13 protein-coding genes are annotated in these 14,750 nt (G+C 65.9%); 2 read left to right on the forward strand and 11 right to left on the reverse strand.

Features of this window, described 5'->3' with window-relative positions:
- Positions 1 to 76: 76 nt before the first annotated feature.
- Both ACT54B_RS07080 and yddG read left to right on the forward strand, forming a co-directional pair.
- Positions 77 to 823, forward strand: coding sequence for a helix-turn-helix domain-containing protein (locus tag ACT54B_RS07080; protein WP_476043911.1), 747 nt, complete (start codon positions 77 to 79; stop codon positions 821 to 823).
- A gap of 85 nt (positions 824 to 908) precedes the next feature.
- Complete coding sequence (gene yddG, locus ACT54B_RS07085; RefSeq protein ID WP_476043912.1) at positions 909 to 1,781, forward strand: aromatic amino acid exporter YddG; 873 nt, start codon at positions 909 to 911, stop codon at positions 1,779 to 1,781.
- A gap of 1 nt (position 1,782) precedes the next feature.
- Here yddG and ACT54B_RS07090 read toward each other — a convergent pair whose 3' ends face one another.
- The 11 genes from ACT54B_RS07090 to ACT54B_RS07140 all read right to left on the reverse strand — a co-directional run bounded on the left by ACT54B_RS07090 (position 1,783) and on the right by ACT54B_RS07140 (position 14,387).
- Positions 1,783 to 2,562: an SDR family NAD(P)-dependent oxidoreductase gene (locus ACT54B_RS07090; protein WP_476043913.1), complete on the reverse strand. Its 780-nt coding sequence runs from the start codon at positions 2,560 to 2,562 to the stop codon at positions 1,783 to 1,785.
- A gap of 77 nt (positions 2,563 to 2,639) precedes the next feature.
- The gene (gene guaA / locus ACT54B_RS07095) at positions 2,640 to 4,202 is read right to left on the reverse strand and encodes a glutamine-hydrolyzing GMP synthase (RefSeq protein ID WP_476043914.1); all 1,563 of its coding nucleotides are present in this window, start codon (positions 4,200 to 4,202) and stop codon (positions 2,640 to 2,642) included.
- 1,785 nt (positions 4,203 to 5,987) lie between these two features.
- Entirely contained in the window at positions 5,988 to 6,629 is a 642-nt protein-coding gene (locus ACT54B_RS07100; protein ID WP_476043915.1) for a 5'-methylthioadenosine/S-adenosylhomocysteine nucleosidase, read from the reverse strand.
- A complete protein-coding gene (locus ACT54B_RS07105) occupies positions 6,626 to 7,069 on the reverse strand; it encodes a PaaI family thioesterase (protein ID WP_476043916.1) in 444 nt (147 codons plus the stop codon). The genes ACT54B_RS07100 and ACT54B_RS07105 overlap by 4 nt, the downstream gene beginning before the upstream one ends.
- Before the next feature lie 63 nt (positions 7,070 to 7,132).
- The gene (locus tag ACT54B_RS07110) at positions 7,133 to 7,594 is read right to left on the reverse strand and encodes a TspO/MBR family protein (protein WP_476043917.1); all 462 of its coding nucleotides are present in this window, start codon (positions 7,592 to 7,594) and stop codon (positions 7,133 to 7,135) included.
- A 19-nt stretch (positions 7,595 to 7,613) separates the two neighbouring features.
- Entirely contained in the window at positions 7,614 to 8,708 is a 1,095-nt protein-coding gene (locus ACT54B_RS07115; protein ID WP_476043918.1) for a DUF1513 domain-containing protein, read from the reverse strand.
- Positions 8,709 to 8,710: 2 nt separating this feature from the next.
- A complete protein-coding gene (locus ACT54B_RS07120) occupies positions 8,711 to 9,790 on the reverse strand; it encodes an imelysin family protein (protein ID WP_476043919.1) in 1,080 nt (359 codons plus the stop codon).
- On the reverse strand, positions 9,790 to 11,226 hold the full coding sequence (locus ACT54B_RS07125) for a di-heme oxidoreductase family protein (RefSeq protein WP_476043921.1): 1,437 nt from the start codon (positions 11,224 to 11,226) through the stop codon (positions 9,790 to 9,792). The genes ACT54B_RS07120 and ACT54B_RS07125 overlap by 1 nt, the downstream gene beginning before the upstream one ends.
- 59 nt (positions 11,227 to 11,285) lie before the next feature.
- Positions 11,286 to 12,566 (reverse strand): imelysin family protein, encoded by a 1,281-nt coding sequence (locus ACT54B_RS07130; protein ID WP_476043922.1) that lies wholly within the window; start codon positions 12,564 to 12,566, stop codon positions 11,286 to 11,288.
- A 97-nt stretch (positions 12,567 to 12,663) separates the two neighbouring features.
- Entirely contained in the window at positions 12,664 to 13,953 is a 1,290-nt protein-coding gene (locus tag ACT54B_RS07135; RefSeq protein WP_476043924.1) for an RsmB/NOP family class I SAM-dependent RNA methyltransferase, read from the reverse strand.
- A gap of 77 nt (positions 13,954 to 14,030) precedes the next feature.
- Positions 14,031 to 14,387 (reverse strand): septal ring lytic transglycosylase RlpA family protein, encoded by a 357-nt coding sequence (locus ACT54B_RS07140; protein WP_476043925.1) that lies wholly within the window; start codon positions 14,385 to 14,387, stop codon positions 14,031 to 14,033.
- Positions 14,388 to 14,750: the final 363 nt, after the last annotated feature.

A 14,750-nucleotide genomic window follows, 5' to 3' on the forward strand; every position in this document is an offset into this window, starting at 1 on the left:
TTTTCGCCGGAACGGGCGAAATGTTGCAGATATGCGGCAGGGGCATCGCCCCTGTGGAAGAGAGAGGCAGGCAGGCATGACCGGCGCCGACAGACTGGATTTCCGCAGCTACCGGGCCGAGGCAGAACGGCACGCCCACGGTTTCTGGCAAGTCGTGCTGCCGGTGGAAGGCCGTCTGGATCTGGACGTCGAGGGGCGTGGCGGCCGGGTGGAGAAGGGGCAGGGCGCGCTGATCCCGCCGGGGTACTTTCACGCCTTCGAGGCGCATGCCGAAAACCGCTTTCTGGTCGCCGATGTGGTGAGCGTGCCGCTCGATGCCCCGCTCTCCGAGCGCTTCGGGGCACGGGCCTTCTTTCCCGTCCGGCCGCCGGTGCGGGCGCTGATCGATTACCGCGCCGCGATGCCGCTTGCCGACGAGGCGGTCGGGCACTGGTGCGCCCTGCTTCTGGCCGCCATTGCCGAAGGTTTCGAGGAAACGGCGGACGGAAATGGCGAGGCGCAGGCAGTCATCCGCGCCCGCGCCTTCCTGGAGGCACATCTCGCCGAGCCGATCACCATCGAGCGGCTCTGCGGGGAAACCGGGCTCGCCGCTCATCGCCTCACCCGCGCCTTCCGCCGGGAACTCGGCGAAAGCCCCTATGCGCATCTGACCGCGCTTCGGGTGCGCCGCGCCGTCGCCCTGCTGCGCACGACGGATCTTCCCCTTGCCGACATCGCCGCGCTGTCCGGCTTTGCCGACCAGAGCGCCATGACCCGCCACATGCGCCGTCGCGGGCTGGAAAGCCCCGCGGCAAGCCGCCGGATGCAGAAGCGCCCCGCCTGACCATTTCCGACGAACGGCCGTTCGAAACATTCAAGACGGCTTGCCCGCATTCTGCTAGAGGCACCCCATTCCAGGGGGAGCAATCATGGACACCAAGACCCGCGCCACGCTGATTGGCATCATCGCGATCCTGCTCTGGGCGCTGCTGGCGCTCTTTACGGCGACCGCGGGGGCCATTCCGCCCTTCGAGCTGATGGCGCTCACCTTCGGCATCGCCTTTGCCGGCGGGCTCGTCGTGCTTTCGCTGCGGGGAAGGGCGGGGCTTGCCGAGCTTCGCCAGGCGCCGGCGCCCTGGCTCGTCGCCTTTTTCGGGCTGTTTGGCTATCACGCGCTCTATTTCTACGCGCTGCAGAATGCGCCGGTGGGCGATGCCAGCATCATCTGCTATCTCTGGCCGCTCTTCATCGTGCTTCTGGCCGCGCTCCTGCCCGGCGAGGGGCTGAAGGCCCGCCATCTGGCCGGCGCGCTGCTGGGCTTTGCCGGGACCGCACTGATCATCTTTTCAAAGAACGGAGGCGTGTCCGCCTCGGGGCATGTCACCGGCTATGTCGCGGCCTTCGGCTGTGCGCTCGTCTGGTCCGGTTATTCCGTTCTCAACCGCCGCTTCGGCTCGGTGCCGAGCGGCATGCTGGTGGGCGTCTGCGGTGCCGTGGCGCTGGCAGCGGCAGCGGCCCATCTCGCCTTCGAGACCCCGCTCACCCCGACGCCGACCCAATGGGCCGCCATCCTCGCCCTCGGCCTCGGCCCGGTGGGGCTCGCCTTCCTAGCCTGGGATCACGCCACCAAGCACGGCAACATCACGCTGCTCGGGACGCTTTCCTACATGGCGCCGCTGCTCTCCACCGCCCTTCTGGTGATGACGGGTGCAGCCCCCGCCTCGCTCACCCTGGGTCTGGCCGCCCTTCTCGTCATCGGCGGCGCCGTGCTCGCCACCGGCCTTCCGGGGAAGAAGGGTTGAGCTATCCCTTGATCTCCTGCAGGCAATTGCCACCATCCACGACGATCAGCTGGCCGGTGATGTAGCTGGCACCGGGACTGGCGAGGAACGCAATGGCCGCAGCCATTTCCTCCGGCGTGCCGGACCGGCCGATGGGCGTTGCCCGCCCCGCACGGGCCTCGATCTCCGTTTGCGAGGCGGTCTCGACCCAGCCGGGAGCGATGCTGTTGATGGTGACGCCGCGGCTGCCCGCATCGAGCGCGACGGAACGGCTCATGCCTGTTATGGCGGCCTTGGCGGCGCTGTAGGCGGCCTCGCCCGGCATGCTGACCACGGGCCCCGTGACGGAGGCGACATTCACCACCCGGCCAAAGCCACGGTCCATCATGCCGGGGATCACGGCTCGGGTGAGGTTGAAGCACGTCGTCAGGTTGCGGGCGATCAGCCGGTCCCAGATCTCTCCGTCGAGCTGGTCGAAGGCCATGCTTTCGAAGCTCGTGCCTTCCATCGCCATGCCCGCATTGTTGACGAGAATGTCGGTCGGACCGAGGTCTGCCTCGGTCGCCGCAACGATCGAGCGGACCGCCTCGCGGTCTGTGAGATCGGCGACGAGGCCGATGGCTTCGATGCCCTCCGCCCTCAGTTCCGCAGCCCGTGTCTCGATGCGCGGTCCCGTAGCGGTGATCGCCACCCGCGCACCGAGTTCACCCAGAAGCCGCGCCGCAGCAAGGCCGATGCCTCGTTCGCTGCCGGCGCCCGAGACCAGCGCCACCTTACCGGATAGATCGAAAAGCCGGTGCATGCCCATCTTCGCTGCGCCCTCCCGACGCCCAAAACGAAAGAGGGGCGGCAAACGCCACCCCTTTTCCCTGTCTCAGTTCATTCCCACTCGATGGTGCCCGGCGGCTTCGAGGTGACGTCGTAGACGACGCGGTTGATGCCGCGCACCTCGTTGATGATGCGGGTTGCGGCCCGGCCGAGGAATTCCATGTCGTAGTGGTAGAAGTCCGCCGTCATGCCGTCGACCGAGGTCACGGCGCGCAGCGCGCAGACGAATTCATAGGTGCGCCCGTCGCCCATCACGCCGACGGTCTGCACCGGCAGCAGCACGGCAAAGGCCTGCCAGATGGCGTCGTAGAGGCCGGCCTTGCGGATTTCGTCCAGATAGATCGCATCCGCCTCGCGGAGAATTTCGAGCTTCTCGCGGGTCACGCCGCCGGGGCAGCGGATGGCAAGGCCGGGACCCGGGAAGGGATGGCGGCCGATGAAGCTGTCGGGCAGGCCGAGCTCGCGGCCGAGCGCGCGCACCTCGTCCTTGAAGAGCTCGCGCAGCGGCTCCACCAGCTGCATGTTCATCCGCTCCGGCAGGCCGCCCACATTGTGGTGCGACTTGATCGTCACCGAGGGACCGCCGGTGAAGGAGACGCTTTCGATCACGTCGGGATAGAGCGTGCCCTGGCCGAGGAAATCCGCCCCGCCCAGCTTCTTCGCCTCGTCCTCGAAGGTTTCGATGAAGAGACGGCCGATGATCTTGCGCTTGGTTTCCGGGTCGGACACGCCTTCCAGTTCGCCGAGGAACTTGTCGGAGGCATCCACATGCAGGAGGTGCAGCTTGTAGTGCTCCTCGAACATCTTCACGACGTTCTTCGCCTCGTCCTTCCGCATCAGGCCGTGATCGACCAGAATGCAGGTCAGCTGGTCGCCGACCGCCTCATGGATGAGAAGGGCGGCCACCGAACTGTCGACGCCGCCGGAAAGCGCGCAGATCACCCGCTTGTCGCCCACCTGCTTGCGGATCGCCTCGACGGCGCGGGCACGATAGGCGGACATGGTCCAATCACCCTGGATGCCGGCGATCTTGTGCACGAAATTGGCGATCAGCTTGGCGCCATCGGGCGTGTGCACCACTTCCGGGTGGAACTGCACGGCATAATATTTGCGGACCGGATCGGCGATGAAGGCATAGGGCGCGTTGGGCGAGGTCGCCACCACCGAGAAGCCCGGCGGGATCGCGGTCACGCGGTCGCCATGGCTCATCCACACCTGATGGCGGGAGCCGACCGACCAGAGGCCGTCGAAGAGCGGGCAATTCTGTTCCACATCGAGGAAGGCCCGGCCGAATTCCCGGTGATGCCCGCCTTCCACCTGGCCGCCGAGCTGCATGCACATGGTCTGCTGGCCGTAGCAGATGCCGAAAACCGGCACGCCGCTGTCGAAGATCACCTGCGGGGCGCGGGGGCTTCCCTCGTCCAGCGTCGAGGCCGGCGAGCCGGACAGGATCACGGCGCGCGGCTTCAGCCGGGCAAAGCCCTCTTCGGCGGATTGGAAGGGAACGATCTCGCAGTAAACCCCGGTCTCGCGGACACGCCGCGCGATCAGCTGGGTAACCTGGCTGCCGAAATCAACGATGAGGACGGTGTCGGAAGGTGCTGTCTGGGTCATGCCGAGCCTTTAGAGAAATTGAACCCGTCTTGCAATCGTCTCCTGCGCCGCAGGACCGGTTTTATTGTCCCGATTGTCCCAGATTTCAGGGCCTCTGGCGAGACGGCCGGCTCTCCCGCCCGGAGAACCTTTGCGTCGGGCGGCTTGAGACCGGTCTGTGTGCTGAGGCTGTTCTTGCGGATCCGGGTGGGGCTGCGCCACGGGCCTTGCCTGATCCGCCCTGGGCCTGAGGTCTAAAACGGGACCGTCTTTCCAATCCCCGGGTTCATGCCTGCAAAATCGCCCCCTCCTTTGGCCCCTTTTTGGGGGCGTGGGGAGGGGGCAGTCATGCCAGGCCATGCTTCATCGATCCCGCGCTTCGTTCGAAGCCGGGTTATGCATCATTTCCCCCCTCGGGACACGAGGGGTCGGCCGGGGCGCGGGAGCACCTCGTATGAAATTATTTATATGGCGCTTACCGCGCCCCGTTTCGGCTTTATGCGATGCAACTCCGGCTTCTCTGCACCAAGCCTACGGTCCGCCGGGTATTTCGCATGCGCCCGGCGACGGGCGACCGGATTGACCGGTCTTGTTCGCACCTGATCGCTATTTTTCACGCGACCCGGCCCGTAGCAGTTTTTCGTCGTCACACAGACGGACCCCCTGTCCTTTGCGACGGGGAGCGGAAGCCATTTTCTGCACCGTCTCCTCCTGCGCATCTGCGAGAGCGCAGGAAGAAAGACCGGCTCCACCTGACCGGGATCGCAGGGCCCCCGGCGTTACCAGAGCGGAACGAGGAATATTATCCCACAGGTTTTGGCAAGGGGGATGACGGGGGTGCAAATTTATCTGCGGGGGAAATCAGGGGGTTAGGGGAGGGGAGTGAGTAGTGAGTAGGGAGTAGTGGGTAGTGGGTAGGTGGCGACGGGTATTCGTGAGGGGCAGGGCAGTTGATGTCCTGCCCAACGGCCCCCTCATCTGCCCTTCGGGCATCTTCTCCCCGCTGGGGAGAAGAGGGCATCGCCGATGTTCGCGCAAACCAACGGATGCTGAACGCCAGCGGTCATCTTTCCTCTCCCCAGCGGGGAGAGGATGCCGGCAGGCAGGTGAGGGGGCGGCAGGCACGGACCGTAGAAATCGCATTGTTTGGAACAGATGGGGAGCGGCAAACTCAAGGGTCTCCCTCCCCCTTGTGGGGAGGGGCAGGGGTGGGGGTAGGCCGAGGAAATCGGGTTCAGGAATGAAGCTACATTGGGGCCTTCGGCCACATCTTACGTTCCGACCCCCACCCCTAGCCCCTCCCCACAAGGGGGAGGGGAATCCCGCCGTCCTGCCCAACGGCCCCCTCATCTGCCCTCCGGGCATCTTCTCCCCGCTGGGGAGAAGAGGGCATCGCCGACCTCGGCGCAAAACACAGGATGCCGAACGCCAGCGGTTGTCTTTCCTCTCCCCCGCGGCGAGCTTCGCTCGTCCGCCGAGGGAGAGGATGCCGGCAGGCAGGTGAGGGGGCCTCTGGCACTGACAGAAGCCATTGCATCATTTTACGGAGATCAGAGAGCGGCAAACTCAAGGGCCTCCCTCCCCCTTGGGGGGAGGGGCAGGGGTGGGGGTAGGCCGGGAAACTCGACGTACTTTGATTGGAAACGCATTGAGGCCTTCGGCCACTCTATATTTTCCGACCCCCACCCCTAACCCCTCCCCACATCCGGACGAGCTTCGCTCGCCGTGAGGGGGAGGGGAATCCCCCGTACTGCCAAATAGACTCTACATCCAGCCCTTCGGCCAAACGGCAGTCGCCAGGCCCTCTTACAGGCTCTCCAGCGTCCCGTCCTCGAGCGCCTTGATCAGCTTGTCCACGGCGGTGGCGAGTTTTTCGTCGACGATGTGGAGGTAGTCCTTCCAGTCGTGCAGGCCGGTGAGTTCGTGGGTGCCGTCGGAAATGCCGCGGAGGCCGATGAGGGGGATGTCGAAGCGCTGGCAGGCGCGCAGCACGGCGAAGGTTTCCATCTCGACGAGATCCGCATCGATCCCGGCATAGGCGGCGCCGGAGACCACATTGGCGCCGGTGGAGAGCCGGGCTTCCGGCACGCCGGGGATGCGCAGCCGCAGGGGGACTTCGGCGGGCAGGTCGAGGAGCGGCGTCCGGCCCTTCTCGAAGCCCAGCGCGCTCGCATCCATGTCGCGATAGCTGGCGGAGGTGATCTGGTAGACTTCCGTATGCGCGAGCGTCGCCGAGCCGGCCGAGCCGAGGCAGATGACGAGATCGGGGCGATGGCCCGCTGCATCGAGGGCCGCCAGCGCGTGGGTGACGGAAACGGCGGCCTCGACGGGGCCGATGCCGGTCAGGAAAGGCTCGATCCGCTGGCGCAGATGCACGCCGTATTCCGCATCGACCGCCATGACGAAGAAGAGCCGCCTGCCCGCGACGAGAAGGGTGGGGGGTGTCATCCGGCAATGTCCTCCCGCCCGCGGATCACCATCATGGTGCCGGTCATGGAGGCGATGAGCTTGGCCGGTCCGTCGCCGATGGCATAGGCGCGCCCGTCCGCCACGATGATGGTGGAGCCGGGCTTGGTCACGTCACCCCGGAAGAGAAAGCGCTCGCCGCGTCCCGGCGACAGGAGGTTGACCTTGAACTCGATGGTGAGGATCGAGGCATCCGGATCGGTCACCGTATAGGCCGCGTAGCCGCAGGCCGTATCGAGCGCGGCGGAGATGATCCCCGCATGCAGGAAACCATGCTGCTGGGTCAGCTTCTCGTCGAAGGGCATCTCGATCTCGATCGAGCCATGCTCGATGCGGGTCATCACCGCACCGATGGTGGCCATGGCCTTCTGCTTGGTGAAGCTGGCGGTGATCCGCTCGCGAAAATCGTCCATGTCGCTCATGCGGGCGATCCTGTTCCTTTTGAGGGGCGGACAGTCGCATGCGGGATCGCCGGGAGCAAGGGCTCAGTTCAGCCAGACGATGGCGGCGTTGAGGAGTGTCGCAAAGCTGACCCAGAGCCCGTAGGGAACGAGAAGCAGCGCGGAAATCCGGTCTCGCGATAGCGCAGCGCCGATCAGCGCTACCAGCACGACGAGAAGGGCGGCGACCACGAGGAGCGCCAGCACCGGCTGGTGCAGGGCAAAGAAGGCGGGCGACCAGAGGAAATTCAGCACGAGCTGCGCCCACCAGAGCCGCAGGGCGCCGGAGGAGGGGGCCTTCAGATAAAGCCGCGCCCCGGCAATGCCGATCAGCACGTAGAGGATCGACCAGACCGGGCCGAACAGCCAGTTGGGCGGCTGGAAGGAGGGCTTCTGCAGGGCCGCGAACCAGCCGTCCGGCATGGAGACCGTGCCGATCAGCAGGCCGCCGCCGAGCGTCAGCAGGAGAAACAGGAGCGTGACGACAAGGGGATTGCGTTGAGCCATGGGGGCTCCTTTCAGGACATCAGAGATGTCTGGAAGATAGGGCGGCAATGTGCTGGTCAAAGGTGAGCGCGAGCTTTTTCTCGCCGAAGCGCCCCTCATAGGAGGAAACCGCAAAGCCGGCCGGCGCGGGTGCAATGCCCGCGGCATCCGGCAGGCGGGTCTGGCCCACCACGCGGCCCGTCTTCATCTCCACCGTCACCGAGAGCCCGCCCTTCGGCGAGACGAGGCCGACAAGGCCCTGGCGCCGGTTGACCGCAATCGCCCCCACATAGAGCGCCAGCCCTTCGGTCACGTCGTCAGGCAGGGTGAGGAAGCGGAGATCCTCGCCGGGCGCGAAGGACCCGGCCAGCGGCGGCCGGTCGTCGCGCGCGCCCTCGTATTGGCAGGCAAACCAGATGCGCCCTTCGCCATCCGTATCCACATGCCGGGTCGAGAGCCGGGAGAGAGAAGCGGGCAGCGCATGTTTCTGGAGAAGATGTCCGTCGCGGGCGTCGAGGAGCACCAGCGAGGGCTCCATCCGGTCGAGGTTCAGCTTGGTGCGGCCGAAATCCGGATGGGTCTCGATGCCGCCATTGGCGACGATCAGCGCCTTGCCGTCATCGGTGATCGAGAGATCGTGCGGGCCGATGCCCTCAGAGGAGAACTCGCCGATCCGCCGGTAGGCATCGGTGGCGTCGTAAAGGCCGATCACGCCGCGCCCGCCGTCGAAATCGTTCTCGCAGGCATAGAGGATCCGGCCATCCGGCGAATAGCAGCCATGGCCGTAGAAATGTCGCCCTTCGGCGGCGGTGACGACCACGGGAGCGGAAAGCCCGCGCCGCGCGACGATCATCAGATAGGTGCCGGGCCGCCGGGCGAAGGCGGCAATGTGGTCGGTGGCCGGGCTATAGGCCAGGCCATGCGCCCGGTCGGGCAGAAGTGCCCGGTCGACAAGCGCCCCCTCTTCGGTCAGCGTCGCAATGCCGAACCGGCCGTCTTCATCCCGATAGGCCGTGGCAAAGAGCGCATCGGCGGCCAGCGCCGCCCGCGCGCCCTCGGGCGAGAGCGCGGCGAGAAAGGCCGCGCCGCTCGCCTTCAGGAAATGCCGCCGGTCGAAGAGCAGAGGCCCCGCCATGGTCAGTCCCCGTCGGAGAAGGAGAAGCCGGCGCCGAGCCCCAGCGCCTTGCCGTAATCTTCGCTGAGGCGGATGATCAGGTCCTTGCCGTTCAGCATCAGGAAATCGAGCTTGGCGCGCTCTTTCGGCTGGCTGAGCGCCGCCTCGATATCGGGCGTGACGCTGGCGGCGGTCCGCTTCAGCGATTTCATCACGAATTCGATGGAGGTTCCGACCGAGCGCTGGTCGTCCTTCAGAAGATCGTTCATCCCGGCCTTCTCCCAGAAATCGAGAAGCCCCGCCATGTCGGCGCCGAGAATGGTGAAGGTCTGGCCGGAACGCCAGAAGATCGCCAGCTTCGGATTGGGCTTCTGCTCCTTCGAGCCGTAGAAGGCGCGGATGCGCTGGTCGCGGACCATTTCCGCCCCATGCACCATCACGCCGAGCAATTCGGTGATGGCCTCCTGATCCGTGCGGAAGAGGGGATTGTCCGGCCCCGGCTTCTTCCACTGGGCGCCGATCCCGTCGGGCGCCTGCCAGGCGGTGACGAATTCGCCGGCAATGCCCTGGAGATTGGCGGCAATGGCTGCGCCGTAGCGGCAGCGATGCGAGGCCTTTTCCGTGGCAAGCGTTTCATGGCCGGTGCCGTAGAGCACGAATTCCAGCGCGCCGAGCCCCTGCACGCCCACGCTCTTGCCGGAAAGGCTCGCCGCATCGGCGGCACTCTCGTCCTTCTTCGCGATGATGGCCTGCACCTGTTTGAGGGCGATGCCCTTGCGATCCGGATAGTAGAGCACCCGTTCGAAGCGGTTCTTTTCGAGCGCCGGGCCGCTGCGGATGATTTCGACCGGTCCCCAGGCCTTCAGCGTCTCGACGAAGGCCGCCCGGGCAGCGGCCTCGCTGTCGGCGGAAGGCGTGGCGCAGAGCGCCTGCATGGCGGTCGAAAGGCCGGCGGTCTTGTCCGCAAAGGCCCGGTAGCCGGGAATGATCGCCGCATCCACGGCACGGGCCAGAACCGCATCGGCCTTGTCCGCCTCGGTGGCGCTGGCGGGGTTCGCGGCAAGGAGGGCAAGAAGGGCAAGAAGCGGTTTGGCAAGGCGCATCAGAGGGACTCCAGAAAGCGGATGAGGGACTGCCGGTCGGCCAGGGTTGCCCGGCGATAGGCTTCGCGGGCGGCTTCGGCCTCGCCGCCATGCCAGAGAATCGCCTCCTCCGGGCTGCGGGCCCTGCCGTCATGCAGGTAGAATCTGTTGCCGTTGACCGTTTCGGCAAGACCGAGACCCCAGAGCGGCGGCGTGCGCCATTCCGACGCCGCGGCCGCACCGGCAGGCGTTCCATCGGCGCGGTGGTCGGCAAGCGCCGCGCCCATGTCATGCAGCAGGAAATCGGAATAGGGCCGGACAATCTCGCCGCCAAGAGGGGCATTTGTCGCAGTGGCCGGAAGCGTGAAGCGGGGTGTGTGGCAGGCGGCGCAGCCAAGCGCGTGAAACACCCGCTTGCCGGCCAGCACGTCAGGAAAGCTCGCCTGACGCCGGGCGGGCACGGCCACCTGCTGCGAATAGAAGACCAGCGCATCGAGCGCCTCGCCGGATACCTCGCCCGGCCCGAGGCGGGGCTGCTCGCCGGTCGGGCGGGCAAGGCAATCCGTCTGCGCCGGCGTGCAATCGCCCTGGGGCAGGCGAAGGTCGGGGGTGGAAAGGCCCATGTCCATGGCCAGCGCGGTCACCGTCTGCTGGCGCACGCCCGGCTGTTCCGCCTTCCAGCCGAAGCGGCCGAGTGCGGTCTGTCCTGCGGTGTCCGTGGCCAAATCAGCGACACGGCCGGAAATGCCGTCCCCGTCGTGATCTTCGGGATCGGCGAGCGCCCGGATCGCCGCTTCGGGGATCGCCTCGATCAGCCCGAGCCCGAGCATCGGCGGGGCAAGCCGGGGCGACAGCACGGTCTGCGGATCGAGCGGACCATAGCCGGGATCGCTCACCGCATAGTCGGGCTTGCGCAGCGTCACGGTCGTCCCGTCGCCAAGCGTCACCGGCCGGTCGCTGTAGCGGATTGTCACCCGACCCTCGGCGGCAAGGCCGGGAGCGGCCAGATCCTGCAGCTGATGGCCATAGACCGGATCGGGGAAGATATCGGCCCGATCCCGCCCGATCCTCACCAGCAGGCCGGTGCCGGTCTCGGCCTCCCGGGGCGGACGACCGCGTCCGTCGCGGGCATGGCAGGTCTCGCAGGAACGGGCATTGTAGAGCGGTCCCAACCCGTCCGATGCCTGGGTGGAGGAGGGGGCTGCCACCCAGAGCTTGCGGAACAGGGCGCGGCCGAGCTGGAACCGCATGCCCTCGCTGGCCGGCAGATGGGCGCTCATATGGCGAAAGGCATTGCGGTCCGGCGGATCGATGGAGGTGGCGACCCCGGCGGAAAGGGTTTCCTCCGGCTCCGGTCCGACTGGGCTGTTCGAGGCGGCATCCGCCCGACGCGCCGCTCCGGACCCCGCCACCAGCAGGGTGCTCGAAAGCAGGAGGATAAGGGCCGCCTGGCGCATGGATCAAACCGGTTTGCGGCCTCCGCGGGCCGAACCCGCGGAAGGCGACGAGAGGGGTCTTACTGGGCGACGGCACCCGGATTGTCGAGGCTGTCGGACCCTTCGAGCGTGATGCCCGAGAGAGCGAGTGCCGCGATCACCCGCTGGATCGACTTGGTCTGGTCGACGAGGTCGTCGACCGCCGTCTGGATCAGCCGGTTGCCTTCCGCATTGCCTTCGGCCAGCATCTGGTCATAGGCTTCGCCGCCTTCGGCCCGCTTGGCAATGGCTTCCATCGCGCTCACGGTTTTTTGAAGCTTGGCGGAAAGCTCCGCATCGAGCGCCTTGTCCTTGGCCGCCACCAGTTCGGAGAGCGAGGGGCCGGTCATCTTGGTGCCGTCCAGGCGCTCATAGGTGCCCGTATAGGCTTCCAGGAGACCGCGCGCATCGTTGAGATGGGAGTTGTGAGTATTGTCGGAGAAGCAATCCTGCTCCTCCTCGGGATCGTGGAGGATGAGGCCGAGCTTCATGCGCTCGCCGGCAAGCTCCCCGTAGGACAGCGAGCCCATGCCGGTGAGGATGGCGCTGACCCCCTTCTTCGGATCGTCGGTGATCACCTTCGCGGCCTCGCCGCCCGGCTGCCACTTGGCGGCCATTTCCTTGAGGTCGGCGACGAGCAGCGCCGAGGCCGCCTTGAGATAGGCGGCGCGCCGGTCGCAATGGCCGCCGGTGCAGGCCTTCAGGTCGTAATCGGTATAGGGGCGGTTGCCCGCACCCGGGCCGGTGCCGTTCAGGTCCTGCCCCCAGAGCAGGAACTCCACGGCATGATAGCCGCTCGCCACATTGGCATCGACACCGCCAGCGCTCTGCAGGCGGGCGGCGATCAGCTCGGGCGTGATCTGCGAAACATCCACGTCCTTGCCGTCGATCTTGACGGATGTGCTGGCGATGACATTGGCGACGAAAAGCGCATTCTCGTCGCTCTCCGAGCCGTAGCTCTCGTCCACATAGTCGATCAGGCCCTCATCCAGCGGCCAGGCATTCACCCGCCCTTCCCAGTCGTCGACGACGGGATTGCCGAACCGGTAGACCTCGGTCCGGAGATAGGGAACACGGGCCACCTTCCAGGCGTCGCGGGCAGCCTTCAGGCCCGCTTCGCTGGGGGCAGCGAGAAAGGCGTTGATCGCCGCATCGAGCGCCTCGCCGGCCTTCGCCGCATCCTCGAACTTGGCAAGGCCGACCTCGGCGAAATGGGCGGCGACCGCCTTCTCGTCCACCGGGGCGGCGAGGGCCGGAAGGCCGGAGAAAAGGCTGCCTGCCAGCGCGACGCTGGCGGCAAGCGAAAGGGTGATCCGTCTCATGTTCGCTCCTCGAAGGGATGGTGCCCTGATCTGGACCGCGTACATGGCGGAAATTTAAACTGGTGTCAAATAGTCTAGTTTAGAATGCTTCGAGATTTCAGGCCTTGCGCTGCATCAGGCAGAAGAAGAAACCGTCCGTATCGGTGGAGGCGGGGGTAAGCGTCAGCGACCGGCCGTCGCGGCTGTGCGGGCGATGGCCGCTCTTGCCGAACAGGCGGTCCCAGATCTCCATGGCCGGCTGGAGGGAGAAGTCCGGATTGCGCGACACAAAGCCGCTCACCTGATGCTCGTTTTCCTGCGGCAGCACGGAACAGGTGACATAGACGAGATGGCCGCCGGGCCGCACGAAGGCGGCGGCCTGGGTCAGGGCATCGTCCTGCTGGGCAAGGCGCTCCTCCAGGTTCTTTTCCGTCAGCCGCCACTTGGTATCCGGGCGACGGCGCCAGGTGCCGGTGCCGGTGCAGGGCGCGTCGACCAGAACCCGGTCGAGCTTGCCCTTCATCTGGTCGAGATCGCGGCGATTGTCATGCACCTGCACATTGCGGGTGCCGGCTCTTTTCAGCCGCTCGATGATCGGCGCCAGCCGCTTGCGGTCCGCATCATAGGCGTGGATCTGGCCCTTGTTGTTCATGGCAGCCGCCATGGCCAGCGTCTTGCCGCCGCCGCCGGCGCAGTAATCGAGCACCTGCTCGCCCTCCTGCGGGGAGGAGAGATCCGCAACGATCTGCGAGCCCTCGTCCTGCACCTCGAACCAGCCTTTCTGGAACGAAAGCTCGGCTGTGACGTTTGGAAGTCTGGAAGGGCCTTCGCCGGCAGGTATCCGGATGCCGTTGCGGGCGATATGGGCGGGCAATGCGCCCGCGCGCTCCAGCGCCTTCACCACCTTGTCCCGGCCGGCCTTCAGCGTATTGGCGCGCAGGTCGAGCGTCGGCCGCCCGGCAAGGGCCTGCGCTTCCGCCAGCCACTGATCGCCGAAGGCTTCGGCAAAGGCCGGCACGACCCATTCGGGAACATCGCCCTGCACATGGGCGGGCGCATCGGCCAGCGAACGGCTGGAAAAGGCAAGGAGCGAGGCTTCGGAGAGCGGCGGCGGGGCGAACCGGTCGCCCTCGAGTTCGGCGGCAAGACCGTCGGCCGTCATACCCCACTGGCGCAGCAGCACCGCATAGGCCAGCGCCACCGGCCCGTCATCGTCCATCAGCCAGGCGTGGGAAAGCCGCATGCGCAGCGCATCATAGACGATATTGCCGATGGCGGCCCGGTCGCCCGATCCGGCAAAGCGATGGTTCAGGCCCCAGTCCTTCAGCGCGTCCGCCACAGGGCGACGCCGGGTCTCGATATCGGCCAGAACCTCGATGGCTCCCGCGAGCCGTCCACCCAATCGCATGCTTGCTCTCCAGATTATCCGTTTGGGTGGTAACGGCAGATCGCCGCAAGAGCAAGACGTGTCGGCAGAATGCGGCCTCAGCCGAGGATTTCGTAGCACACCTTGGCAGTTCCGGACGAAATCATGCCGAGGTTGCGCGCCGCCGCCTTTGATACGTCCAGCACCCGGCCCCGGACGAAGGGACCACGATCGTTGATGCGCACGACGACGCTCTTGCCATTGCGGCGGTTGGTGACTTTCACTTTCGTGCCGAAGCGCAGCGAACGATGCGCGGCGGTCATGAGCGAGGCATTCATCCGCTCGCCGGAGGCGGTGCGCGAACCGAGCGCATACCAGGAAGCGCCACCGCAACCGGCGGCATCGGCACCTGCGGGCATCATCAGCGTGGAAGCTGCAAGCGCACAGGCGGCGAAGGAAATCCGAAACTTAAGCAATACGTATGGTCCCTTTTTTTCCGCTCGGGGCGGATTGGCGTCAGGTCGGGCCTGGCTAAGGGACGTTCAAAAATGGCGAAAAAGTGCAAAATCCAATCACGGAATGTTACAGTCTGTAATATTTCTTGCGTTTTTGAGCCCGCACGGCCGCCCGATGGTTAACGAGCCGTTCTGAAAGAATCATATGAATCAATGCTCCGTTAGGGGTTTCGTCTATTCGACATCGCGCAGGCATGCGTTCACGAAAGGCAGTGAAATATTTTTCTAATTTCACGCTATGGAACACGGAAAAAGCACGGTTAACGGCCCATTAACCAAAAGCAGCGGTGAAAATTCCTCCGCCAAAGGCCCGTTTCCATCACA

It is taken from the genome of Gellertiella sp. DMC107 (genome assembly GCF_056313605.1).

Coding starts and splice junctions, on each gene's coding strand:
- yddG (WP_476043912.1), top strand. CDS start 909: ATGGACACCAAGACCCGCGCCACGCTGATTGGCATCATCGCGATCCTG.
- ACT54B_RS07130 (WP_476043922.1), bottom strand. CDS start 12,566: ATGAGACGGATCACCCTTTCGCTTGCCGCCAGCGTCGCGCTGGCAGGC.
- ACT54B_RS07135 (WP_476043924.1), bottom strand. CDS start 13,953: ATGCGATTGGGTGGACGGCTCGCGGGAGCCATCGAGGTTCTGGCCGAT.
- ACT54B_RS07100 (WP_476043915.1), bottom strand. CDS start 6,629: ATGACACCCCCCACCCTTCTCGTCGCGGGCAGGCGGCTCTTCTTCGTC.
- guaA (WP_476043914.1), bottom strand. CDS start 4,202: ATGACCCAGACAGCACCTTCCGACACCGTCCTCATCGTTGATTTCGGC.
- ACT54B_RS07125 (WP_476043921.1), bottom strand. CDS start 11,226: ATGCGCCAGGCGGCCCTTATCCTCCTGCTTTCGAGCACCCTGCTGGTG.
- ACT54B_RS07105 (WP_476043916.1), bottom strand. CDS start 7,069: ATGAGCGACATGGACGATTTTCGCGAGCGGATCACCGCCAGCTTCACC.
- ACT54B_RS07080 (WP_476043911.1), top strand. CDS start 77: ATGACCGGCGCCGACAGACTGGATTTCCGCAGCTACCGGGCCGAGGCA.
- ACT54B_RS07110 (WP_476043917.1), bottom strand. CDS start 7,594: ATGGCTCAACGCAATCCCCTTGTCGTCACGCTCCTGTTTCTCCTGCTG.
- ACT54B_RS07120 (WP_476043919.1), bottom strand. CDS start 9,790: ATGCGCCTTGCCAAACCGCTTCTTGCCCTTCTTGCCCTCCTTGCCGCG.
- ACT54B_RS07115 (WP_476043918.1), bottom strand. CDS start 8,708: ATGGCGGGGCCTCTGCTCTTCGACCGGCGGCATTTCCTGAAGGCGAGC.
- ACT54B_RS07090 (WP_476043913.1), bottom strand. CDS start 2,562: ATGCACCGGCTTTTCGATCTATCCGGTAAGGTGGCGCTGGTCTCGGGC.